The sequence below is a fragment of the Nitritalea halalkaliphila LW7 genome, from assembly GCF_000265075.1.
Taxonomy (GTDB): Bacteria; Bacteroidota; Bacteroidia; order Cytophagales; family Cyclobacteriaceae; genus Nitritalea; species Nitritalea halalkaliphila.
This window is the reverse complement of record NZ_AJYA01000020.1, coordinates 1-22955: the sequence shown is the minus strand read 5'-3', so window position 1 is coordinate 22955 and position 22955 is coordinate 1. Positions and strand designations below refer to the sequence as shown.

Annotated in this window: 25 protein-coding genes, 1 tRNA gene and 2 pseudogenes; 16 read left to right on the top strand and 12 right to left on the bottom strand. The window is 48.8% G+C overall.

All coding sequences use genetic code 11. The features are described from left to right. Window positions 1-18 precede the first annotated feature (18 nt). From A3SI_RS18860 to A3SI_RS07820, 6 genes are all read left to right on the top strand, one after another. Window positions 19-186 carry a hypothetical protein gene (locus A3SI_RS18860; protein WP_156810220.1) on the top strand — a complete coding sequence of 56 codons (168 nt, stop codon included), beginning with the start codon at window positions 19-21 and terminating at the stop codon, window positions 184-186. Between the two features lie 2 nt (window positions 187-188). Then, the gene (locus A3SI_RS07840) at window positions 189-1097 is read left to right on the top strand and encodes a carbohydrate kinase family protein (RefSeq protein ID WP_009054941.1); all 909 of its coding nucleotides are present in this window, start codon (window positions 189-191) and stop codon (window positions 1095-1097) included. A gap of 89 nt (window positions 1098-1186) precedes the next feature. Then, window positions 1187-1906 carry a LamB/YcsF family protein gene (locus A3SI_RS07835; protein ID WP_009054939.1) on the top strand — a complete coding sequence of 240 codons (720 nt, stop codon included), beginning with the start codon at window positions 1187-1189 and terminating at the stop codon, window positions 1904-1906. Continuing rightward, window positions 1899-2621, top strand: coding sequence for a 5-oxoprolinase subunit B family protein (locus A3SI_RS07830; RefSeq protein WP_009054937.1), 723 nt, complete (start codon window positions 1899-1901; stop codon window positions 2619-2621). The genes A3SI_RS07835 and A3SI_RS07830 overlap by 8 nt, the downstream gene beginning before the upstream one ends. Continuing rightward, window positions 2614-3465, top strand: a complete 852-nt coding sequence (locus A3SI_RS17305; RefSeq protein WP_009054936.1) for a 5-oxoprolinase subunit C family protein — start codon at window positions 2614-2616, stop codon at window positions 3463-3465. Before A3SI_RS07830 ends, A3SI_RS17305 begins: the two co-directional genes overlap by 8 nt. 78 nt (window positions 3466-3543) lie before the next feature. Next, window positions 3544-5055 carry a DUF4301 family protein gene (locus tag A3SI_RS07820; RefSeq protein ID WP_009054935.1) on the top strand — a complete coding sequence of 504 codons (1512 nt, stop codon included), beginning with the start codon at window positions 3544-3546 and terminating at the stop codon, window positions 5053-5055. Between the two features lie 76 nt (window positions 5056-5131). Here A3SI_RS07820 and A3SI_RS07815 read toward each other — a convergent pair whose 3' ends face one another. From A3SI_RS07815 to A3SI_RS07795, 5 genes are read right to left on the bottom strand one after another with little or no spacing between them, the layout of a single operon-like run. Continuing rightward, a complete protein-coding gene (locus A3SI_RS07815; RefSeq protein ID WP_009054934.1) occupies window positions 5132-6088 on the bottom strand; it encodes a helix-turn-helix transcriptional regulator in 957 nt (318 codons plus the stop codon). Between the two features lie 9 nt (window positions 6089-6097). Next, window positions 6098-6724: a hypothetical protein gene (locus tag A3SI_RS07810; protein ID WP_009054933.1), complete on the bottom strand. Its 627-nt coding sequence runs from the start codon at window positions 6722-6724 to the stop codon at window positions 6098-6100. Between the two features lie 57 nt (window positions 6725-6781). Further along, a complete protein-coding gene (locus A3SI_RS07805; protein WP_009054932.1) occupies window positions 6782-7651 on the bottom strand; it encodes a DUF5777 family beta-barrel protein in 870 nt (289 codons plus the stop codon). After that, on the bottom strand, window positions 7648-8199 hold the full coding sequence (locus A3SI_RS07800) for a YceI family protein (RefSeq protein WP_009054931.1): 552 nt from the start codon (window positions 8197-8199) through the stop codon (window positions 7648-7650). The genes A3SI_RS07805 and A3SI_RS07800 overlap by 4 nt, the downstream gene beginning before the upstream one ends. After that, entirely contained in the window at window positions 8199-8702 is a 504-nt protein-coding gene (locus tag A3SI_RS07795) for a QcrA and Rieske domain-containing protein (RefSeq protein WP_009054930.1), read from the bottom strand. Before A3SI_RS07795 ends, A3SI_RS07800 begins: the two co-directional genes overlap by 1 nt. Window positions 8703-9140: 438 nt before the next feature. Here A3SI_RS07795 and A3SI_RS07790 point away from each other — a divergent pair, with 438 nt between their 5' ends. Then, window positions 9141-9623 (top strand): Rieske 2Fe-2S domain-containing protein, encoded by a 483-nt coding sequence (locus A3SI_RS07790; protein ID WP_162098432.1) that lies wholly within the window; start codon window positions 9141-9143, stop codon window positions 9621-9623. A gap of 20 nt (window positions 9624-9643) precedes the next feature. On the opposite strand, the gene A3SI_RS07785 is transcribed toward A3SI_RS07790, so the two are convergent. From A3SI_RS07785 to A3SI_RS07775, 3 genes are all read right to left on the bottom strand, one after another. Further along, the gene (locus tag A3SI_RS07785; protein WP_009054927.1) at window positions 9644-9856 is read right to left on the bottom strand and encodes a hypothetical protein; all 213 of its coding nucleotides are present in this window, start codon (window positions 9854-9856) and stop codon (window positions 9644-9646) included. Further along, window positions 9826-10284, bottom strand: coding sequence for a hypothetical protein (locus A3SI_RS07780; protein WP_009054925.1), 459 nt, complete (start codon window positions 10282-10284; stop codon window positions 9826-9828). Before A3SI_RS07780 ends, A3SI_RS07785 begins: the two co-directional genes overlap by 31 nt. Before the next feature lie 87 nt (window positions 10285-10371). Then, complete coding sequence (locus A3SI_RS07775) at window positions 10372-11559, bottom strand: DUF4221 family protein (RefSeq protein ID WP_162098431.1); 1188 nt, start codon at window positions 11557-11559, stop codon at window positions 10372-10374. Window positions 11560-11787: 228 nt separating this feature from the next. On the opposite strand from A3SI_RS07775, the pseudogene smc reads away from it, so the two are divergent. The 6 genes and pseudogenes from smc to A3SI_RS07755 all read left to right on the top strand — a co-directional run bounded on the left by smc (window position 11788) and on the right by A3SI_RS07755 (window position 17868). Next, window positions 11788-15328 (top strand): annotated as a pseudogene (gene smc / locus A3SI_RS07770) (chromosome segregation protein SMC). Between the two features lie 95 nt (window positions 15329-15423). Beyond that, window positions 15424-15797, top strand: a pseudogene (locus tag A3SI_RS23210) (bile acid:sodium symporter family protein). Further along, complete coding sequence (locus tag A3SI_RS22490; RefSeq protein WP_009054923.1) at window positions 15761-16249, top strand: bile acid:sodium symporter family protein; 489 nt, start codon at window positions 15761-15763, stop codon at window positions 16247-16249. The pseudogene A3SI_RS23210 and the gene A3SI_RS22490 overlap by 37 nt, the downstream one beginning before the upstream one ends. Continuing rightward, window positions 16249-16974: a 1-acyl-sn-glycerol-3-phosphate acyltransferase gene (locus A3SI_RS07760; protein WP_009054922.1), complete on the top strand. Its 726-nt coding sequence runs from the start codon at window positions 16249-16251 to the stop codon at window positions 16972-16974. Before A3SI_RS22490 ends, A3SI_RS07760 begins: the two co-directional genes overlap by 1 nt. Window positions 16975-17039: 65 nt before the next feature. Next, window positions 17040-17267, top strand: a complete 228-nt coding sequence (locus tag A3SI_RS17300) for a hypothetical protein (RefSeq protein ID WP_009054921.1) — start codon at window positions 17040-17042, stop codon at window positions 17265-17267. A 142-nt stretch (window positions 17268-17409) separates the two neighbouring features. Then, window positions 17410-17868, top strand: a complete 459-nt coding sequence (locus tag A3SI_RS07755) for a hypothetical protein (protein ID WP_009054920.1) — start codon at window positions 17410-17412, stop codon at window positions 17866-17868. A 93-nt stretch (window positions 17869-17961) separates the two neighbouring features. Here the strand turns inward: A3SI_RS07755 and A3SI_RS07750 are convergent, their stop codons facing one another. Continuing rightward, complete coding sequence (locus A3SI_RS07750; protein ID WP_009054917.1) at window positions 17962-18690, bottom strand: SDR family oxidoreductase; 729 nt, start codon at window positions 18688-18690, stop codon at window positions 17962-17964. A 165-nt stretch (window positions 18691-18855) separates the two neighbouring features. On the opposite strand from A3SI_RS07750, the gene A3SI_RS07745 reads away from it, so the two are divergent. Further along, complete coding sequence (locus A3SI_RS07745; protein ID WP_009054915.1) at window positions 18856-19476, top strand: DUF4230 domain-containing protein; 621 nt, start codon at window positions 18856-18858, stop codon at window positions 19474-19476. Window positions 19477-19600: 124 nt separating this feature from the next. Here the strand turns inward: A3SI_RS07745 and A3SI_RS07740 are convergent. Then, window positions 19601-19672: transfer RNA gene (locus tag A3SI_RS07740), tRNA-Glu, on the bottom strand. Between the two features lie 296 nt (window positions 19673-19968). On the opposite strand from A3SI_RS07740, the gene gap reads away from it, so the two are divergent. After that, window positions 19969-20976 carry a type I glyceraldehyde-3-phosphate dehydrogenase gene (gap, locus tag A3SI_RS07735; RefSeq protein WP_040670412.1) on the top strand — a complete coding sequence of 336 codons (1008 nt, stop codon included), beginning with the start codon at window positions 19969-19971 and terminating at the stop codon, window positions 20974-20976. A gap of 25 nt (window positions 20977-21001) precedes the next feature. On the opposite strand, the gene A3SI_RS07730 is transcribed toward gap, so the two are convergent. Then, window positions 21002-21355: a hypothetical protein gene (locus A3SI_RS07730; RefSeq protein WP_009054911.1), complete on the bottom strand. Its 354-nt coding sequence runs from the start codon at window positions 21353-21355 to the stop codon at window positions 21002-21004. A 3-nt stretch (window positions 21356-21358) separates the two neighbouring features. Beyond that, the gene (locus A3SI_RS07725) at window positions 21359-22600 is read right to left on the bottom strand and encodes a BaiN/RdsA family NAD(P)/FAD-dependent oxidoreductase (RefSeq protein ID WP_009054909.1); all 1242 of its coding nucleotides are present in this window, start codon (window positions 22598-22600) and stop codon (window positions 21359-21361) included. A 157-nt stretch (window positions 22601-22757) separates the two neighbouring features. On the opposite strand from A3SI_RS07725, the gene A3SI_RS20495 reads away from it, so the two are divergent. Continuing rightward, the coding region (locus A3SI_RS20495; RefSeq protein ID WP_009054908.1) for a hypothetical protein at window positions 22758-22955 on the top strand (198 nt) is incomplete at its 3' end.

Genomic DNA, 22955 nt, shown 5'->3' with positions numbered 1-22955 from the left:
CAGGAAGCGGCCAAAACAGTGTATGCCCGAATCGATACGCTGAATGCGCAAGACAACTATTCCTTTAATGAATGTTTCCATGGCCTGAGTGAGCTCCCCTGTGGCGTAGCGGCCTGCACCTGGAGTGCGGCGGGACAGGTGCTCCTTTATCAGGGCATTACCAATGGATTTTCTTTAAGCACCTAAACATGAATAAAACCTTATGGATCGCTGGTGAATTACTCGTGGACCTTATCGGACAAGAAATACGGGATTCGCTTTTTCGTACACATACCTTTCGCCGCTATGCAGGTGGATCCCCTGCGAATTTAGCGGCCAATTTAAGCCGTCTTGGGCATTCTGTACAGCTCGTGGCTGCAGTGGGACAAGATGGCCTCGGTGATTATCTCGTGCATGAGGCGGAGCGACTCGGTGTGGGCACAGCGCATGTGCAGCGCATCGCACAGACCCCCACGAGTATGGTGCTCCTTTCCCGTAGCCATGAAACTCCAGAATTTATCGCTTACCGAGGTGCCGATGCGCATTTAGAGCCTGCAGCTTTTCCTTATGAGCAGCTGAAAGGGGCGGGGCTTTTCCACTGTACCTGTTTTGCGCTAAGCCTAGCGCCAGCCCGAGAAACGTTAAAACGGGCCGCAGAAACTGCCCACGCTTTCGGGGTGCCGATTAGTCTGGACATGAATTATGCCCCCAGCATCTGGCCCGATCGTGCAGAAGCACGCCAGTTCGTAGCGCACTGGTGCCAGCTGGGCGCTTGGGTAAAGGTAAGCCTGGACGACTGCCGCCGCCTTTTTGGAGAGGATATTCAAGAGGAGGAGGCGATCGCCCAACTGCTGACTTGGGGAGCGGGACTGGTTTGCTTCACGAAAGGAAGTGCCGGCAGCCGCCTAAAAAGTGCGCATGAAGATGTATCCGTACCCGCCGAGCCTGTCCACATCTTGGGTGAGGCCACAGGAGCCGGAGATGCCTTCTGGTCAGGCTTCCTGAGCGCCTACTTACGAGGTGCAGGTGCAGCAGAAGCCTTGCGTAGCGGTGGGAAAATGGCTGCGCTAAAGCTTTCGATCGATGGCCCTATGCCGGAAAAAGTGTCTTTAGACTGAGCACGTAGGAGCGCTGGTCGCATATATCATTACCTGCATGCTTTCTACCTGATCGGGAATTTTTTCGACTCAAATTTACTTGTACAAGTATGAAGCAGGGTGCGATAAAATTGAATTGTGATATGGGCGAAGGGCTGGCGAATGATGCCCAACTGATGCCCTTCCTAGATTTTGCGAACATTTCCTGTGGGGCGCATGCGGGAGACGAAGCTGCTGCGCGTTTAGCTATGCGAGAAGCCCAAAAGCATGGGGTGGGCATCGGCGCGCATCCTGGCTATCCGGATCGTGCGCATTTTGGCCGCCGCTCTCAAAGTCTCGACTCAAGGGCTTTGGTAGCGCTGCTAGACGAACAGATGGAGCACTTCACACATTGGCTTTCGGCTGAAAGGGCCACCTTGCACCACATTAAATTACATGGGGCACTCTATCATGATGTGGCCTTCAGTCCGCTCTTGGCAGAAACTTTTATCCGCTGGCTGCAGGAAAATTTCCCAGGTATTCCAGTATTTGGGCCTCCGCAAGGCGATCTCTTCCGCTTGGCACGTGCACATAAAATGCCTTACCTACGTGAGGGGTTTCTCGATCGCCACTATGCCGCAGATGGCAAATTGCTCCCGCGCTGTCATCCTCAGGCGCTGTTGCAGGACATACAGGCGATGGAACAGCGTTTAACCGGCTTGCGGTCTGGTAAAATCCGAACGCTATCTGGAACGGTTTTAGCCGTACAGTTTGAAACGCTTTGTCTGCACGGAGACCACCCGCTCGTCCTACATTTCGCACGAACCGCAGCCCAGTTTCGCGATGCCTAAGCCTGCTCTAAGGTTCTTTTGCTTTCTTCCCGGTCATTATGAGGTCCACTGGGAGGAGAAAATTTGCCCTGAGCAGCTTCAGGTCCTTTTGCGCCTGCGCGATTACGTCCAAAAGGCTTTTCCTAATGCTATAATACGTCATACCTATCATATTCTTAGTGTCATGCACCCGCCAGATTCCGATCTGGAGCGCTGCTTAGAAGCTTTTTTAGATTCTGAATCGACTTTATGGAAGTGCATGCCCACCCCTACTCGCTCCCAGCGGACTTGGTGGATTCCACTATGTTATGCCCCCAGCTTGGCTCCCGATTTACCAGCATTTTGCGCTAGTAAAGGCTTGGAACCAGAGGAATTTATCGCGCTCCACACTGCTCCTGCCTACACAGTGTACTTCCAAGGCTTTAGGCCAGGATTTTACTATTTGGGAGGCCTTGACGCTCGCTTGCATCATCCTCGCAAGGCGAACCCTGCCCTACGTCTGCCAGCGGGAACTTGTGGCATCGGCGGGGAGCAGACGGGTATTTATCCTAGTGAGAGCCCTGGAGGCTGGTGGCAAATCGCCCACTGCCCACTCTCCCTCGTACCTGAATATGGCAAAGAGCCGCCAATTCAAGCGGGAGATCATTTGCGATTCATACCGATTACCCTAGCTGAACACACCGAAATTCAGCGCAATAAGCTGGATTTGACCCTAATTCAAAACCGCTATGGATAAGTTGACACTCCTTCAGGCGGGTCCCTATACGAGTCTGCAGCGGCTGCCGCGCTGGGAGAAACTCGCAATGGGCTGGCCCGTGGGTGGTCCCCTGGAGCCTGACATCGCCGCGCTGATGCGCCGGCTACTCGGAATCCCTAAAGACGCGGCGGTACTAGAATTTTTTGGGGGAGGCCTACGCATGGAGGCCACTTGCCCGTTACGCGGCCTACTTTGGACCCCTTCTACGCGCTTCACCTTTCAGGGAGGCCCACAGCATATTCGCGCAGGTGAATTTTTCCAACTACGGGCAGGCGATCGCCTTAAAATACCTATTTTGAAAGAGAGTTACTTAGGCTATCTGGCTTTTGACCGAAGTTTAAGCACAGAAATAACAGATAAGGGCACGGTTCGTTTGGTACAGAAGGCTACTTTGGCCCTAGGGCCAAAAGTCCTTAGCCCGACGTTCCATGCGCGTGTTCAACTTCCCTTTTTTCCGCTGCGGACGAAGCCTTATGAACTTCCAGTGTGTGCTGGGCCCGATTTTCATTTACTGGACCCGTTCAGTCTAGCCCGTTTACAGGAGCAGCCCTTTACCTTCAGCGCAGCCGCCTTTCATCGGATGGGCCTTCGCTTAAGTGAGCACTTGCAGCCGCATGCCCACTCCTTATTAAGTAGTCCCACGCAACCTGGCACGGTGCAGTGGACTCCATCGGGTGAGTTGATTCTTTTAGGGCCTGACGCCCAAGTGACAGGCGGCTATCCGCGGATTTTACATCTCCCAGAGTCCTCGCGGCTGGCACTTTACCGCCTTTGTCGAGGCCAAGCGTTTATTTTTTCACTTAATCCTAGAAAAAGCTTTTGAGCGGAAGTAGATTTTTGTAATTTAAAAATCCGTTACGGATAGCTTTTTATTACACCTATTAAACACATTTCACTCACCATGAAAGAAACTTTGAAGGAAAAAATCGCCGCTCAGGGGATGGATCCACAACTAGCCGAAAAACAAATCCAGCATTTCAAGGAAGGCTTTCCGTTTTTGCCGATTGTAAAAGCCGCCACTTTAGGTGCAGGCATTATAAAATTAGAAGAAGAGCAGCTGCGGGAAGCCGTAGCCTATTACGAAAAACGTTCGAGGCAGTTAGACTTGGTGAAATTTGTGCCCGCCTCAGGTGCCGCCAGCCGGATGTTTAAGGATTTATTTGCTTTTTTAGAGGGAGATGGAGCTTTAGACAAGGACGCATTTACGCAGAAATTCATCCAGCATCTGGATAAGTTTGCCTTTTATGGGGCACTAAAGGAGGTTTTGGCCGCTGCAGGCACTCCACTGGAAGAAGTTTTAGCGAAAAAAGACTATAAAAGTATCGTTGCCGCACTGTTAGAAGAAAAGGGGCTTGGGTATGGGGCTTTGCCTAAGGGGCTCCTTCAGTTTCACCGCTATGCAGATGAAATCCGCACCGCTGCCGAAGAGCATTTTATCGAAGGCATCCAGTATGCGCGTGGCAAAGGTGGGCGCGTGCAACTGCACTTTACGGTCTCTCCCGAGCACCAGGAGCGTTTTGAGCATCTTACCGAGAAGGTACGGCCTGCCCTAGAAGCGCATTATGGCGTGGAAATCGCTGTTAGCTTCTCTACACAGAAAAAAGCTACGGATACCATCGCGGTCACAGCGGATAACGAACCCTTTATAGAAGAAGACGGCAGCATCTTGTTTCGCCCAGCTGGACATGGAGCTCTTCTGGAGAACTTGAACGACATTCAAGCAGATATTATCTTTATTAAAAACATCGATAATGTGGTGCCAGACCACCTGAAACCCACCACGAAAACGTACAAGCAGGCCCTCGCTGGGGTGCTATTAAAAGCGCAAGAGCAGGTTTTCGAGCTCCTACATCAGCTGGAAAAAGGCTGTGATCAGGAGCTTCTCCTACGCGCAGAAGAACTGCTCCAAAATAAACTTGGCTGTAAGTTGAGTCCGCGTTATTACGAATTGAGCTTTGATGAACGTGTAAGCTATGTACAGCGCAAGCTAAACCGTCCTCTCCGCGCTTGTGGCATGGTGAAAAACACGGGTGAGCCGGGAGGAGGCCCGTTTTGGGTCGAAGATGCTGATGGCTCACATTCTTTGCAGATCGCAGAAACAGCGCAGATAGACCTAGACGACTCCGCACAGAAGCAAATCGTGCAGACCGCCTCTCACTTTAATCCGGTAGATCTGGTTTGCGCCACCAAAGATTATACAGGTAAGCCTTTTGATTTGCTCGCCTTCCGGGATGAGCAGACTGGATTCATCACCGAAAAATCAAAGTCCGGGAAAGTTCTTAAAGCACAGGAACTTCCGGGGCTTTGGAATGGTGCAATGGCAGGTTGGGGTACGCTCTTCGTGGAGGTTCCGATTATCACCTTTAATCCCGTGAAAACAGTGAATGATTTGCTCCGAGAAGAACACCAGTAAGTTTCAGACACGTGAAGCAGCAGGTCAGGCTAATTCGTTTAGCAGGGCCTGCTGTTTCTTCTTCTTTTCAGAACGTCTACTCTTCTTCCTCTAAATCCATTGCTTGTTTGGGATGCACTCCTTGCACGAAGTGCCAGCTACCCACTTTTTCGGTCAGGTAAGCAATCAGTTCATCGCCACCTAAGACGGTAATTTCTCCTGGCAAGCCCAAAATAAAGCGTCCTATCCCGCGAAAATCGGGCACCTCCAGTCTTAAAAAGCCCTTTCCATCCTTTCGCCGCCTCAAATAAGGCCACACAGCGGGATATTCTTCCTGCAGAAGCTGACAGGCCCGCGCCGACAGGCGCAATGTGACCGGAAGTGCGCCCTTACCGATAAAGCCAAAAACATCTTGCTCCAAGCGCTCATGCAAGTCCTGGTACTCCATGTCTTCATCCAGCACGCTAACGCGGGTAATTCGCTCCAGCTTAAAGAGTTTCATACGCTTGTCTACGGTGTCCAAAGCATAAATCGAATCAAAAGGCCGGGTAAAACATACAGGTTCTATGATGCGATCACTAACAGAATCACTGTTGATGGAATAGTAATCCTCCAGTTTGGCCCGCACCCCCATCCGCATGCACATGCTAAGTAGGTCCACTTTTCTGCCATAGTCGGCCTGTTGTAAGAGTTTGGCACTCTTAACCGTATCTAGCTCCAGCTGTAGCTTGGCGATTAAAACCTTTCGCTGCTGCGCGTCAGGAATCTGCTGCTCGATAGCCTGGCGCAAGAGCTCCATTTCGGTGCCGCTGAACTGCGTTTCTGCGCCCTTCACTAAGGCTAAAGGCTCTTCAATGCGGTACTTCCCGAACTGCTTGATAATCCGAAAGCCGATGACTTCTAAGAGTTTCAGATAGCGGTACAGGGTGCGCTCTTCCACCCCGATGCTTTCAGCGAGTTTATGGATTGGTTTCCCCACCGGGCCCTGCAGCAAGACGATGAGCTGAAGTACCCGTAGCATTTTCTGCTGCTCGATGCTTGTCGCTTTCACCATATCCTGAGCTTAATAAAGTGCTGCTGTCACCTTCACACGTGCCTGCGTCTTCCCTGAGTAGGTGATCCCCTCTATGCTAAATCCATTACCTTGGAAGCTGTCTTCTATTTCCTCCGTAGAAAGGATGCGATAGCGTAGGTTTTGGCCTTCGGCCAATCGGGCAATCTGGGCTTCACCTTTCTGAACAGCCTCTAAAAAAAGGCGCTCCTGTAGTTCCGCACGTGCCTCTGCCGGTACGAAAACCCCACTGGAATTCACATAGGTGGTCAAACCTTCCGCAGCTTCTAAAGCCTTGGTTATTTGTTCGATATCCCCCATATCTTCCACTAAAAAGCGGTAACTTAGGCTGAGCACGAGCTGGCGCGCCCCTTCTTCCCCTTCTTGGTACATGTTCTCGAAAGTGAGTAAAGGGGAAAACCGCTGTAAGGGCTCCGACTGCAGGATTTGATTGATTTGCTCGCGCTGTGCATGCTTACCGTTTATATTGACAGAAACGGCAAGTGGAAATCCAGCCAAGGTCTCTTCGGCTGCGGCCAAAACACTGAGCGTTCGGGTATTTTCTGAGCTGGAGCTGCATGCAGAGCCAAGATAGAAGCTGAGGAGCAGCGCGAAAAGTAAAAAAGGAGTCTTGTGCATGATGGTCTTTTTCCAAAAATACACAAAACTCCTCGAATTTAACTCCCAAAAAGAAGCTTACTTTTTATTTAAGCCCTTCGCAAAGACCCGGTTCACATTAAAGCCGATGCGAAACTGCTCACCGGGCACACCATTTCCTCCCGCTAGTAAATACTGCTCGTTTAACAGCTGAGAAGTTACAAAATACATTTGAAAAACATGTCCACCCGCTTCTAAATCGATACCCACTCCCAGATTATTCCGAAGATCATTATTTAAATTCGGAATGTACTGGAAAGTAAGCGAGGCCACTTTGGAAATTTTATACAGTGCCGAAAGTCCGACTGCCACATAAAGCTCCTGATCCCCTTCTATCGCAAATACAGGTAAGGGGTCATGGAAATAGGCCAACATTGGGCTTACCTGAACGCTCAGCTTGTCCGAAAATTTACGCGCCACCATCAGCTGTCCGGCATAGGAGGTCCGCTGCTGAAAGGAGGGCGGCCCTTCAATAAGGAAATCGTAAGGAGAAGAATTCACGCCCACATTTCCCATAAAAGAAACCGAAACTGGCATGCTATTATCCGTTTTTTGTGTCAGTAGATGGTAGCGCCCATACAGACTGTAAATACGGTCGCGACTTTGGCGCGCAGCGCCAATACTAAACTTTCGGTTCCAAGCATACTCAAAGCTAAACATGATATTGGCCCCATTATCCAGCCCAAAAAGCTCCTGAATACCACCATCGATAGTGCCAAAGGTATGCATGATCGCAAAATGGAGTGTCTTCGCTTCCAGCGGCTCCACTGTCATTAAATTGATATGCCGCGGGGCATGAAATGTATTTTCTACCTCCTCCGAGACGGTGGCCAGCTTCCGTTCCAGTTGGGCCGAAGCTGCTCCCACTACTCCGAAAGTAAAAGCGATCAAAATGGCAAATTTTCTCATTTCTTTAGTTTGGCTTTGATTTGCACGATTTGTTCTTCTGCTAGCTCGTAAAACACGACGGTAGGGATACTGATTTTATGGTCGCTGAGCAGCACACGAAACTCTGCTTCCAGCTCCATTTCCGAGTTGGATACACGTTTTAGCTGGCCAGGCACTTCTATTTGGCGCTCCACACCATGGATTTTAAATTTCCCGACGGCCGTTACTTTTTTGCTTTGCCCTACGGGCAAATCCTTTACATCCTCCTTAATTTTCCCCGTAAATTCCGCAAAGGGATACTTTTTCGTTTCCAAATAATTATCCCGCATGTGTCTATCGCGCAGGCTAATACCTGTTTTTAAGGTATTCAGGTCCAGATAAAAGTCCAAGAGGTTTTTATCCAAATCCACTAGGCCATGCAGCTGACTACTTTTCCCTTCAAAATCCCTCAGAGAAGCTTTCGAAAGGAAAACCACGTCTCCTTTTTCGGTTTGGAAACCCTGCGCCAGCACTCCATCTGGCATACAGATAAGGAATAGCAGAAGAAGAAAAGCGATTTTAGTGCGCATCAAAGTGTTATGGTTAGGATGCCTTCAGCAAAGGAATTTTGGAAACTGCGTAAATCCGACCGGGCAGGTCCGCCGCGAAGAGCGCCAGTAGATGAAAATTCGGAGCCATGACAAGCGCATCGTAGCGTGTCACTGTTAAAGGACCATCTGTTATTACATCCCTGATGGGTACATACAGCTGTTACAGTGGAGAAGGTATCGTTTCCAAGGTTAATAACGATAACGTCGCGCTGACTGATTACCGCCCAACCTCCAGCGGATTGTAGCGCTGGTACGCGAGAAATGTCAATCGTCAGGCCATTTGCTGTTATCGTGACAGGGCCACTTCCGTCATTATTGTCGTTAATGAGCGCAGGCTCGGTATCATCACTACTACAGGCCGTAAAGAAATGAGTGCCAAAAAGGGCCATTACGCTTAGTGCGCCCGTTTTTTTGATGAAATTTCTTCGGTGCTCGCTGAGCGTACCGGATTTTTCTACCGTAAGAGTGGACTTGTTTTTCATGGGATAAATTTAAGTTGTTAGATATACGCGCTTAAAGAGCGAATCAGTTTACATCTGTATAACTGTGTCCACACCAAACAATCTTTTAGTAAATCAAAAAAAGCACTGATTCACGTGTATTTGTAAACGAAATAGACGTATAAGTGAATGAACTAATTTGCTGAGGATTTACTCTAAGCTGAGGGATGAAAAAATGCAAATTAAAATCATTGTATAAAAAACATATAAATTCCTGAAAAATTTATTTAAAATAAGGTCAGGACGATTTTTTTCAACTAAATTCTTTTCATCCCTATTTTCGCTAACGCATGCCTTTTTCTCCTCTCGAAGTGATTAGTTGCAAAATAGTAGTTTTATAACTAATCTTGTATTATGGAAAAATTTTTAGCTACTCCTTCGGAGCGTATCAAACACGAATCCGAACCCAGAAGGGCATTTTTGAAAAAAATAAGTGTGCTTACTGGTGCCAGTCTTCTAAGTATTCCCATTTTAAGCAGCTGTGATTCTACGGAAGAAGAACCTTTAGATGAGGAGATTTTTGATACCTTCAGCTATAACTTGCGTGACCCACAGTCACCTGTTCGTTTTTGGCCAAATGGCCTTATTTTAGAACTAGACCGCCTACCAGAACTACGGCGTACAGGTTCATGGATGTGGATAAAGGAGGCCAACTGCATGGTAATTAATGATCGCGGGATTAGCTATACGCCTTTAGATACACGATGCACACACTGCCGGAATAAGGACCGGTGGAGTTATCGTCAGGAGGTGCTTACCTGTGGGCATCACAACTCTGAATTTGACAGGCGGGGAAATGTGCGTCGTGGACCCGCGGTAGCGCCACTATTGGTCTATAGCGCTTCTTTTTCACTGGATAATATTTTAACAGTGAACCTGACGAGCTATTCAGAGCGGCTCTAAGGCGCTTACGCTGCTATTTATCAAAAATGCTTACGGTTTAAAATTTCTGCTAAAATCACCGCATCTTTTGCTGTGCGAGGATCTCGGAGCATTTTTTTGTAGCGATTCGTGCCTTTGGATTTTTCCGCCGTTTCGACCTCTTCTATGCCTACTCCTAAGCGTTCCACAGGCTTATCGAAATCCACAAGCTCATCGATGGTTTTTAATTTCTTACTCTCGGCGGCAGTGAGCATGCCCTCGTACGCTTCGAATTTCTCTTTACCCTGCGCCTGATAGGGCTTTTCTTCGGTAGAGCGAAAAGCGCGGCTGCTTGGCTCCCTTTGCGCCTGCGCGTCTCCTCCTGCGCTTCACGCGAAGCACGACGGGGCGGCAATGGGGCATAATCGTCCTCCTCATCGTCCTCCTCGAAATCGGTCGCACGGCGTCCCTGGCCGCTTCTTTCTAGGTCACGCTCGGCTCCCTGCTGGGCGCGTCGAATTTCGCGCAACATATCCTCAAAGGAGCCCGATCTCTGCTTCGGTCCCTCCTGCTCATTTCCTATCTCTTCTGCTTCGCGCGCCTCCTGCTCACGTTCTGCTTGCTTTTTTTTGCCAGCGGTCACCGCGGAGTAGATAAAGTAAATGATAATGGCGATGATGTATAAAATATTTCCTGCGTCCATGGGATAAAAAAAGGATTTGCATAAAGATACGTATTAGGGGGCGCAATGTTCCTCATCGCGCCTCCTACACGAATATAAGCATTATTTTTATTTCGAGCACCCGGATACGAACAAAGGCCAATTCATCGTCCCTATTAATCGGAAGATGAATGGCTCCATCATAAAAAGGCCCCCAGCTGCATAATCCTCTACTTTTCCTATCTCTACTTCTCCTAAAAGGCGCAAGTTTTCCAAATCAAATACCAGTAGCACCATCTCCATCTCATTTTTAGGCGCTTCCTCCTCTTCTACTTGCTTCGATTTACTTCTTCGCGCTAGTCGGTATAGTTTTTTCTCCTTTTCGTCGGCGATAAAATCACCCAAGTACCAGTTTTGGGCGATGTCCTTACTTAGTTCTTGGAAGCGCTCCATACTTTCCACTTCTGTCACGGGAGGCTTTTGCTGTATAGCCATTTGGAACCTACTTTCTGGAACGGGAAGTTTACGCAAGGTGTCTTTCGCTACTTCATAGATAAGCATGTCCGCATCGATCGAATTTCCGATCAGCACGCCCTCCTGAATAGGTAAAATATGAAATCCTGGAATACGCGCAGTACTAGAACCTTCAGTGCTAAACGAAAGGCTAAAGCCTGCATAATCTGCCAATGCTTCGATAGGTATGGCTTTCAACTCTTCCTTTTGGAGATCCATACGCGTCAAATAACTTGGCATAAAGGACCCGCTTTTTCCAGAGATAGACCATGCCACTTGACCATTTTTCTCAAACGTTACAGCAGGGTTAAAAAACAACTTCTCTTCCCAATCTATCTTTTCGAAACTCTCTTCGAACGAGCGAATTTGTTTTTCCACCTCACCCGTATGTGGATTTAAAAAGCGGAATGGCTGATAAGTCGCCGTGGTGTAGTAAAGGCCATCGGAAACTGGGCCGAGAAAATTAACAAAAAAACCCAAGCTGTTCGGACCATCTCCATCTTGCTGTTTTTTACTTACCAGCCGCATGTCTTTTAGCGAGATAATCTCTAATATGCGTGTTTGATAATCATAATAGACCATCTCGGATCCATCATGAGAAAAGTCATAGCTCATGCCTAACTTGGGCGAAAGTAAAAACTCCTCACCACTGTCCACGAAAACGGTATCAATGGTCAAGGAAAAATCCGAAAGCCCCCCTGACGAAGAGGAAGAATCTGATCCCCCGCAGGCATAGCCTAAAAAGGCAAGAGGGAGAAGGCTTGGTAACAGGGAGGCGAGAGTATTTCGCTTTTTGTAAATCATGGGATACATTAATTAAGTAGTAATATACTTCCTAAAAGATTTTTTTGAAATATAAGCCATCTAAAGTTGAATTACAAAAGCTTTTTTAAGCACGCATCCTTCAGGGCGTTAGCTGTTAAAAAAGATAGGCGATGAATGGCAGGTACCGAAGCTAGGCATGGTCGCTCTACTGCGTCACAAAATAGAGAAATTTGGTTACTTTTGCTGTTTGTGCATAGATACTAGGGCATGCTCTTAAGTAAGTTAGAAATTAAAGGCTTTAAAAGTTTCGGAGACCGCATGGTCATTCACTTTGATAAAGGCATCACCGGCGTGGTGGGCCCTAATGGCTGTGGCAAATCCAATGTCGTGGACGCTATCCGCTGGGTGCTCGGCGAACAAAAGTCCCGTATGCTGCGCTCGGACAAAATGGAAAATGTCATTTTCAATGGTACTAAAAACCGTAAGCCAACCAACCTGGCGGAGGTGAGCCTAACCTTTGAGAACACGCGCAACCTGCTGCCGACTGAATATACGCATGTAACCATCACGCGGAGATACTACCGCTCCGGAGAGTCCGAATACCTTATTAACGGCGTCACCTGCAGGCTAAAGGATATCACCAATCTGTTCATGGACACGGGCATCAACTCGAACAGTTATGCCATCATCGAGCTGAAAATGATCGATGAACTACTTAACGATAAAAATAACTCGCGCCGAGAGCTCTTCGAGGAAGCGGCGGGGATTTCAAAATTTAAAACGCGCAAACGGGAGTCGCTAAAAAAATTAAGTGACACCGATGCGGATCTAGAACGGGTAGAAGACGTCCTTTTTGAAATCGAAAAAAACCTGAAAAGCCTGGAAAAACAGGCCAAGCAGGCCGAAAAATATTTCCAGCTGAAAAACACCTATAAGGAAATCAGCATCAACTTAGCCAAGCGCTCCGTGGCGGCTTTTCGCGAGGATTTATTGGGCCTACAGGCCCAAATCACCCAAAAACAAGACGAACAGGGAGGCATTCAGAGCCGCATCAACCTGCTGGAAGCGGGCATAGAGGAAGCTAAGGCCAGCCTACTCCAAAAAGAAAAGCTGTTATCCTCGCGCCAAAAGACCCTAAACGAGCAGGTCAATAAGATTCGGCAATTTGAAAGTGATAAAAAAATCAAAAACGAGCGGCTACGCTTTTTAGAAGACCGTTCTCAAAAGCTGCGCGAAAGCCTCGATCAGGATAGAAAATCGAACGATCGAGCAGGCTTTAGTATCCGCTCCCTAGAACAAGAGTTGGAAAGTGCCGAAAAACGCTTCCGCGAGCAGGAAATCGAAATGGAGGAACTGAAGACCATTTACGAGCGTGAAAAGGAGCGCGTACGGCAGTTTCAGGAAGAACAGAAGGTCAAGCAGGAGCGCTTTGCGCAAGCAAAAGAAAAAGTCTATCAGCTGGCGAAAGAACAGGAAATCAAGCAAATTCAGCTTTCCACGCTCAAACAGGAGCTCGAAAAGACAACGACGGCAGATTACCAGCAGGAGCACCACCTGCAAGAGTTTGAAGACAAGGCCGCCGAGCTGCTCGATGCCCTTCAGACGAAGGAAGACGAAGTCGAGCGCCTCAGCCATAAGCAGCAGCAGCTCGAACGTAACATCGAGGAAGCCGAAAAAGTAGCGCAGCTCATAAAAGATGAACTCGTGCAGCTCAACAGGAAGCTGGATGCTAAGCAAAATGAATTTAACCTCACGAAGTCGCTGGTAGACAACTTAGAAGGTTTTCCGGAGGCGATCAAGTTTCTGAAAAAAAATGCCTCTTGGGGAAAGGAAACTCCCCTGCTTTCGGATGTGCTGACGACGGCAGAAAACTACCGCGTGGTGATCGAAAACTACCTGGAAAGCTACATGAATTACTATGTGGTGGAAACCCGCGAGCAGGCACTTTCAGCGGTGAACTTGCTTAGCGATGCCTCCCGAGGTAAGGCGAATTTCTTTATTTTAGATGAGTTTCAGCAGTATATCCCGCGGCCTGAGCAGCTTTTCCCGAACGCTCGCCCTGCGGCCAGTATCGTGGATTATGACCCAAAATACCGCCGCCTGATCGCTTTCTTGCTGGATAATGTGTATGTGGTGGAAGGAGATTTTCGTGATTTTCCTGAAAGTGAAGCGCATGTCTTTTTAGCCGCGAGCGGCAAAATCATCCGCCGCCCTTTTAGCATCTCCGGTGGTTCTGTGGGGCTGTTTGAGGGCAAGCGTCTGGGGCGCGCTAAGAACCTGGAAAAACTAGAAGAAACCATCAAGCAGCTCCAGAAAACGATAAGCTACACGCGTAATAAGTTAGAAGATAAAACCACAGAAATTCTCAAACTACGTAGCCAGCAGGTGAAACCCGCCATCGATGCCGCGCGGCAAGAAATGGACCAAACCCGCCAAGCCTATATCGCCATCCGGACGAAAAAGGAGCAGCTCGCCGAACTCCTCAGCAGTAATGCCAATAAGCGCGAAGACATCGAACAGCGCGTGGAAGAGCTTCTAGACACGCTCAGCACACTAGAGCCCGAATTACAGGAAGCCCGCGAGGCGCTGCTCATCGACCAAGAAGAAGCGGAAAGTTGGCAAGAACAGGTTCAAGCGCTAAATGAAGGGCTGGCGCAAAAGTCGGCGGCCTTTAATGAGGCAAATATCCGCTATCATCAGGGACAAAATCGCGTTTCTAGCTTAGAACAAGAAATCGACTTCAAGCAAAAAGCATTCGAAAGCAGTGCCGAGCGTATTCAAGTAGCGCAGCAAGAGCTGAGTGGTTTAGATCAGGAAATCAAACATTTATTAGGAACCAATGAAGTCAAGGACGAAGAGCTTTTCGCGCTCTATGAAGAAAAAGAAGCCATCGAATCTGGCCTGACCGAATCGGAACAAAGTTACTATGCCGCGCGTGGTGCCATCGATGAGCAGGAAAAAGAAGTGCGCCTCCTGCAGCGTCAGAAAGAGCAACTCCAAACCCTACTCCAGGAGTTTCAAACGGCAGCCACCGACCTTAACATGCGCATGCACAGCTTGCGTGAGCGGTCTCAGTGTGGAGTTCGAGTTGGACTTAGATGCACTAATGGAAGAAGATCCAGAGGTGGCGGAAGCTTATCGTGAGGAGAGCCCAGAAGCGCTGCGTAAGGCCCTGCAGCAGCAAAAAGAAAAGCTGGAAAAAATGGGACCCATAAATCCTATGGCCATGGAAGCTTATGATGAAATAAAGGAGCGCCATACCTTTATACTCGAACAAAAAGCAGATCTCATAGATGCTAAAAATAGCTTAGTGAAAACGATAGGAGAAATCGATCAGGTGGCGCGTGAAACCTTTTTAGATGCCTTCGAGAAGATCAAAACCAACTTTATCAAGGTCTTCCGCTCGCTATTTACCGCAGAAGACGACTGCGACCTTAAGTTAGTGGATCCCGCTAACCCGCTTGAAAGCGCCATAGAAATCATGGCCAAGCCAAAGGGTAAGCGGCCGCTAACCATCAACCAACTGTCGGGAGGGGAAAAAACACTTACGGCCACCTCACTGCTGTTCGCGATTTACCTGCTGAAGCCCGCCCCCTTTTGTATTTTTGATGAGGTAGATGCCCCACTCGATGATGCGAATATCGACAAGTTCAATCAGATCATTAAAACCTTCTCTTCGGAGTCACAATTTATCATCGTTACCCACAACAAGCGCACCATGGCCAGCACCGATGTTATCTATGGCATTACCATGATCGAAGCGGGCGTGTCTCGTGTGGTGCCGGTGGATTTACGCGCTTTAGCATAAGGCATGGAAGCATTAGACAGTAGTACCTTAAACTTCAGCCATACAGGCATTTACCTCTTACAGGCAGCCCTGGCTGTGATCATGTTTGGCATCGCCTGAACCTAAAATGGACCGATTTTCAGGCCATTCGTAAGCAGCCCAAGGCCTTTTTTCTTGGCTTGATCTCACAGTGGGTTTTGCTCCCCTTACTTACCTGGGGACTGGTTCAGCTACTCCAGGTTCCTCCCTCTGTGGCGCTGGGTATGTTCTTAGTGGCTGCTTGCCAGGGGGCAATGTCAGTAACTTTATGACCCACTGGGCGAAGGGCGATACGGCACTATCGATCGCCATCACAGCGGCTAGCACGCTCATTTCTTTTGTGATGACTCCACTCAGTTTTGCCTTTTGGGCAGGTCTATATGCCCAGCAGCCTCTCTTTTACGCAGCTTCGAGATGCCGCTCGGCGAAATCTTTATTACGATTGCGATGATCCTTCTGGTACCCCTTCTGGCTGGAGCGGCCGTCAAACATCGCTTTCCGCAGCTAGCCCTGCAGCTCAGCCGCGTGCTCCAACCGCTGTCCATAGCGCTATTTTTACTCTTCGTAGTGCTTGCCTTTTTCGGAAATTACACACTCTTTCTGCAGTTTATTGGGCTCATTTTCTTTTGGGTACTTGCCCATAATGGTCTGGCTATCAGTGCAGGATTTAGCTTGGCCTCAGCCTTTGGTTTAAATAAGCAGCAGCGACGCACCCTGAGTATCGAGACGGGAATTCAGAATTCCGGCTTGGCGCTCGGCATAATTTTTACGTATTTTGGAGGATTAGGAGGCATGGCCATCATCGCCGGTTGGTGGGGTGTCTGGCATCTGGTATCCGGCCTCCTACTGTCTAGTTTTTGGCATTTTAAAGCGCCCTCCCCCGTAGAAAAAACCGTCTCATAATGATGCAAGACCTCTTTAACGCAGTACTCCGTGCCTATGTAAAAGTAGCTTTAAACGTTTATTTTAACCGCATCCGCGTCCATGGTGCCGCACATATTCCGAAAAAGAAAGCTGTCTTGCTGGTTGCCAACCATCAAAACGCCCTCATTGACCCCATCCTTTTGGCCACCCATACCCGCCTAAACCCATACTTTTTGACGCGAGCCTCCGTATTTCGCAAGTCCTTCGTAGCAAAAATCTTGAATTTCATTCGCATGATTCCGGTTTATCGTGTCCGAGATGGCTTGCGCAACATGGAAAAAAACCAAGAATCTTTCGAAAAGTCGGTAGAGGTGTTGCGCAAAAAGGGTTGCATGATCATTTTTGGAGAGGGTAATCATGGCACTAGCCGGTCCCTGCGCCCCTTAAAAAAGGGCTTTGTCCGGATAGCATTTCAAGCTCTACAAGAAGATCCTGAACTGGATTTGGTAGTCTTGCCCGTGGGCATTAATTATACCAACCATCAAGCTAGTGGCAGCGAAGTAGGCATTTACTTTGGCGAAGCCATACCTGCCCAACCTTACTTGGGTAAGCCCCTGCAGCTTTTGCGCGCGGTAGAAACGGCCTTACAGCCACTTGTAAGCCAGATTCCGGAGGAAGAGCATGCTGAAATCACGCAAGCTTTAATTAAGCGTAAGGTGAAATTAAGTGACCCGAAGCTGTTCGCAAAGGCCTGCCTCGGCTAGAATTTGACTGTGAGGGTAGCTTAGCCACAGTCCCTAGGAGTACAGGACCGGGGCTCCTAAAGCGCTTGAATCGCTGGGCACATTTTCCCGCCTATCTGTTTTGGCGCTGGGCTGCGCCCAAAGTTTCCGATCCTGCCTTTATCGCTACCTTTAAATTTTGTATCGGCTTGGTACTTGTGCCCCTTCAGCATGCCCTACTCTGGTATTTAGCCTTCCAAGGTCAGTACTGGGCAGCGAGCTATGCGGTAATCGCCACTTGCCTCCTGCTGGTTCAACGCGCAGATCCTAAATAAAAAAAGGAATAGCTACTTGTGTACGCTTTTATTTTTTTTGTACACATTTTTCAGTTGAACACTAACATACTAGAATACCCTACTAACCCTTGCAACATAGTTGCGTTAATGGAGTAAAAGTTAACCAACAAACCAAAACACAATGACTAAAGAAGAAATCTTAGCAGCATTAGAGCTATGGGGAAATGCCGTAGTGGAAATCGGTAAGGCCAAAGGCAATCATGAGGAAGCTACCGCTCGTGCGAAAAATGCGCTAGACACGCTTTACGGTTACCCGGAAGGTGAGGTATTATTTAAGCCCACCAAGTGTAAAGACATTCAGTTCAGAAATACCTATGAGGGAGCCTTGGCTTACTTTGTAGGTAGAAATCCGGACTTCCCGGAAGATCATGGCTTCGCAGTAAATCCTTGGTTGGCGGTACGCTTCGAAGACCTGAAGTTTTCCATCATCGGTGAGCAGGGCTTGGTACAGGGGAATTACTTCTTCACTCCTCCGATGGGTCCTGAGGTAAAAGTTGAGTTTACGTTTGGATTCTTTAAGAATGCCGAAGGCAAAATCAAGATTAACCTGCACCACTCTTCTGTTCCTTTCCAAGGGTAAGCAAGTAGAGGTAGACTAAAAAAGGGAGCGTATGCTCCCTTTTTTATGCGCTGTCCCCTGCCTTAGACCCACAGGATACCGTAATTTTCACGATTAAATTTGGCTTTTGCCGCCAGGCATGCTGGGGCGAACCTCGATTTTAGAAGGGAGAGTACGTGGGTGCATGTGCATCAGGTCTACGACCAACTTACCGATATCTTCGATCTGGATTTTCCAGTGATCCGCCTCGCTGGGCACGTGATCATTAAAATAAGTAGCCACAGAGCCCGGCATAATTGTGCTTACACGGATACCATGCTGCCTCAGATCCAGCATAATGGCCTGGGAAAAGCCTGTGAGTCCGAATTTGCTGGCATTATAGGCTGCGCCTCCGGCGAAGAAGTTGGTGCCCGCCAAGGAGGAGATGGTGATAAAAAAGCCTTTAGAAGCCTTTAAACCCGCTAAGGCAGCTTTTATGGAATAGAAGACGCCGGTGAGATTGGTGTCGATTACTTCATGCCACTGTTCATGAGACATCTCCTCGATCGAAGCGAAATGCCCCAAGCCCGCATTGGCCACGAAAAGGTCTAGCTGGCCCCATTTTTCCATTACCGCTGCTACGGCCTGCTCCTGCTCTTGGAAGTTGCGCACATCGGCTTGTAGCGCCAGAATTTCACCGCTGCCGACATCTGCGAGGCTCTCTGCTGCTTTTTGAGCCGCTTCCAGAGAGCGACTGGTGATGGCCACACGCATGCCTTGTTCCATTAGAGAACGGGCGACGCCCAAACCGATACCTTTACTTCCCCCTGTGATGAGGGCTGTTTTTTGCTTTAAATTGACCATAAAAATTTGCTGTTGGTTTCGTTTTTATAGGGGCATAACTCCCAAACTTAGCCAGAAGTTCGTATTTTACTTTCTCCGCTGAAAAGCCCCCACGAAAGCCCCCTATTCCGCTAACGTGAGGTCGTTTTTGGTTGGATTTTTGTGCAGTAAAAGAAAAAATCGAGCATGACGCGCTTTCTCCTTGGAATTATTACCACACTTATCATAGGTCTAGCCGCCTACATGGCATTTTTCAAATCCGCCGGCGTACAAGAGCAGATAGAAATTCGCCACGGAGATGTCATTAAAGAACAAGTGGAGCAGGTCGGCAAACTCGTCGTGACTGAGGGTAACTTTTCACTGGTAACCAGCTATGAAAACTCCAAAAGACTGTATTTTGACCTCATCAAAAGCAATAAAAAAGCACTCGTCGTAGTGCATGCCAAAGTAACCGTAGCCTATGACCTCAGCCAAATGCGCTACGAAATAGACGAAGAGAATCGCATTTTACGTATCCTTTACATTCCCGATGAGGAGCTCAACATCTATCCAGACATCGAATACTACGACATCAGCCAAGATTACTTTAATCGTTTTGAAGCGAAGGATTACAACAAGGTGCGGGCTCAAGCTACCTTTAGAATCAAGCAGCAAGTGCTTTCAAGTGGCATTCAGCAGGATGGAAAGAAAAGATTAGTGGAAGAGTTGGGTAAACTCTTTTTTCTAACGAATATGTATGGCTGGGAACTTCAGTATAAGGAAACAGCTGTAGAAGACGAAGCTGCCCTCAAACGGCTCTTGCGCTAAGGACTACGCATAAAAAAACCTAGTCTAAGAAAGACTAGGTTTTCACTCACTTTAACCACTAACAACCATAAAACAAATTCATCATGCAAGTGCAATCCGAAAGATGAAAAACATCAATTTGTTGTAGTCCGTACGGGAATCGAACCCGTGTTTCATCCGTGAAAGGGATGCGTCCTAACCCCTAGACGAACGGACCATTTTGTGTTTGACTTGCTGTCTTCCTGAATGGTGATGCAAATATAGAGGGTTAAATTAACAATGCAAAATGAGGCGAAAAAAAATTAACATAGAATTCACAAGTGCCTGAAATTTAGGTGAAAAAAATACAGGAAATTTCAAATCAGTGCCAAAAGCCGGCCAAATTCCAAACAATCCCCCGTAAAATGGCTTTTAGCAGACAAAGGCACGAACACAAATTTCTGGCTAATTCTGTGATTCTATCCGCAATTCCGTAATTTCGCAAGCGTTTTCTCCATCTGCGTACTCTAACTCATGAATCAACGTACTCTTAAAATAGGCGTAAACGGCTGCGGCCGTATCGGACGCTTGATCATCAAATTACTCGCTCGCGATCCCCGCGTTCAACTTGTGGCTGTAAATGATCTGACCGACGTACATACACTCGCACACCTGTTGAAATATGACTCCATCCATGGTGCCTACACAGGTCAAATCGCTGTAGAAGGCGAGCACCTGCTCTTAGAAGGGCAGCCTGTGCGTGTTTTTACCGAAAAAGAACCTGAGCGCATTCCCTGGGGAGACTATGAGGTGGATATCGTACTGGAATCGACAGGAAAATTCACCCAGTATGCTTTGGCCGAAGGCCACCTTAAGGCCGGGGCTAAGCGCGTAATTCTGACAGCTCCTCCCAAAGATGATATGCCCATGGTTGTGTTAGGCGTAAACGATCATGTGCTGGAAACTAACCCTAAGATCATTTCGAATGCCAGCTGTACCACGAACTGCCTCGCGCCGATGGTAGCCGTCTTAGATGAAGCCTTTGGCATAGAAAAAGGTTTTGTGTCCACCGTGCACTCATACACGAACGACCAAAATCTGCATGACGCACCGCATCGCGACCTCCGACGTGCACGCGCCGCAGCCTACTCGATTATCCCCACGACGACCCACGCAGCCATGGCCATGGAACTGGTACTCCCCCATCTAAAAGGAAAAATTGAGGCCTCTGCCATGCGCGTGCCCGTTCCGAATGGCTCGCTTACAGATCTTATCGTGCAGGTACAGCGCCCTACCAGCACGGAAGAGGTGAACGCCCTGTTCCAAGCTGCTGCATCTGGCCCGTATGCCGGCATCATTTCTTATATCACCGAACCACTGGTGTCCATCGACATCATCGGAAATCCGCACTCCTGCCTGTTCGACGCGGGCCTGACCTCCGTGAAAGGTGATCTCATTAAGCTAGTGGGCTGGTACGATAATGAAGCAGGATACTCCCACCGCTTGCTCGACTTAGTCCATGCACTGGGAAAAAGACTTTGACCTGCAGTCAAAAAGAAGGCTTGTCTCAGCTCTCTTCTTGGAAGCGCTGAATAAGTCCTTCTACCTCTACGGTAACGGCCTGGCTTTCCTGAACCAGCTTCTCCGCATGCAGTCGGAAAGCCAGCCCAAAGCCCTCCTGCTCGTAGAGTTCCTTTCCTTCTTGCAGCAGCTGCTGCAGTGAACGCACGCCAAACATTTCCACAGTAGGTTTTAATTTATGCCGGATCAGCCGGATTTGCTCCGCATCCTGTGCCTCAGCACCCTGCGCATAATGCTGGCGCAACTCTTCCAGAGCGCTTAACAAGGCTTCTAACAACTGGCCCTTAAAGCTTGCATCTCCTGCTGCTAAGGCATCCAACTGGGTTAAATCTACATGCATAGTTTACTCGTTTATGGGGCGTTTTAGGGCCGCCACCGCTTGCCCTGCCTGGGTTCCTGCTACAAAGCCGGTGCTCCAGGCGGCCTGAAAATTAAATCCCCCCGTAATGCCGTCGATGTCCAAAACCTCTCCCGCAAAATAGAGCCTCGCATGCTTTCGAGCCTCCATGGTAGCTGGATTGACCTCGGCTAGCGCGATGCCTCCCGCCGTCACGAACTCCTCCTTAAAGGTAGTTTTTCCGCTCAGCCGAAAAGGGTAGGCAAAACAGAGGGCCGTCAACTTATTTTTTTGCTTTTTATTCAGCTCTTGCCAGGGCGTCTGCAGTGGAATCTCCGCCTGCTCCAGTAGAAACTGCCAGAGTCGCTGGGGCAGAGGAAAGGCAGTACTGTTTTTCACTTGCATCTTCGGGTGCTGAGCGACCTGGCTGCGCCAAAGCTCCTGCAGCTGCTCCTCTGTACATGTGCTCACCCATCGGATTTGGGCGACGCCCTCATACTGCGTGTCCGCGAGGTGCCTGGCGGCAAAGGCCGATAACTTCAGCACCGCCGGACCACTTACCCCCCAGTGCGTGATCAAAAGTGGACCCACATAGCTCCACTTGGTACCCTCCAAGCGGACGCTGGCTTGAGGCACACTTACTCCGGGCAGCTGCCGTAGCGGCTCTTCCGGACCATTAAAGGTAAACAAGGAAGGCACCGGTGTAACGATGTCCAAATTTAAATTGGCAAGCCAATCCAGCTGAGAGCGCTTAGATGCTCCGCCTGTACATACGATCACGCAGCGTGCCTGAAGCACTTTGTCCTGAAGCTGCAACTCCCAGAAAGCTTCTTTTGGAACAAGTTGAAACACCTGACCTTCGGTCAAAAGCTGAACACCGCATCGATCCGCTTCTGCACGCAGGCAGTCGATGATGGATTGGGAGCTATCCGAGGTCGGAAACATGCGTCCATCAGCTTCCACTTTTAATGCCACTCCACGTGCTGTAAACCAGTCCACTGTATCCTGCACCTGAAAACGCGTAATCACCTTTTTCAGAAAGCGCTCGCCGCGCGGGTAGTTTTTGAGAAGTTGGCCTGACTGAAAAGCCGCATGCGTAACATTACAGCGTCCACCACCGGAAATTTTCACCTTCGCCAGTGTTTTCCGTGTTTTTTCGAGAAGCAGCACCTCCGCGCCAGCCGCCGCGGCATGGATGGCGGCGAAATAGCCCGCTGCACCTGCTCCGATCACTATTACCTCATGCATAGCCCAAAGTTACGCGATTCCTGCATTCGAAGGTGCTTGGCAGTCTCAGAAAGGCCCATTTTTTATCAAAAATCGGAAAATTTCACTAACTTCGAGCGGATGAATTGGGTTTACCTTTTAACCCAAATCCGATTAGCGTCAAACAATTATCCTTTCCATGCGATCTTGCCTGAGAATCCCTGCACTTCTTCTTATACTCTGTAGCGCCCTCTTATTCCTACCGCACCTCAGTCAGGCTCAGGTACGACTAGGAGGCTCTTCATCGGAGCGGCTGATGCAGCAGGCTGAGACTGACAGGCAGGCCGCTACGAGCGTGCAAATGATTTTTCCGCGAAATATCGATAACAAGATGAGC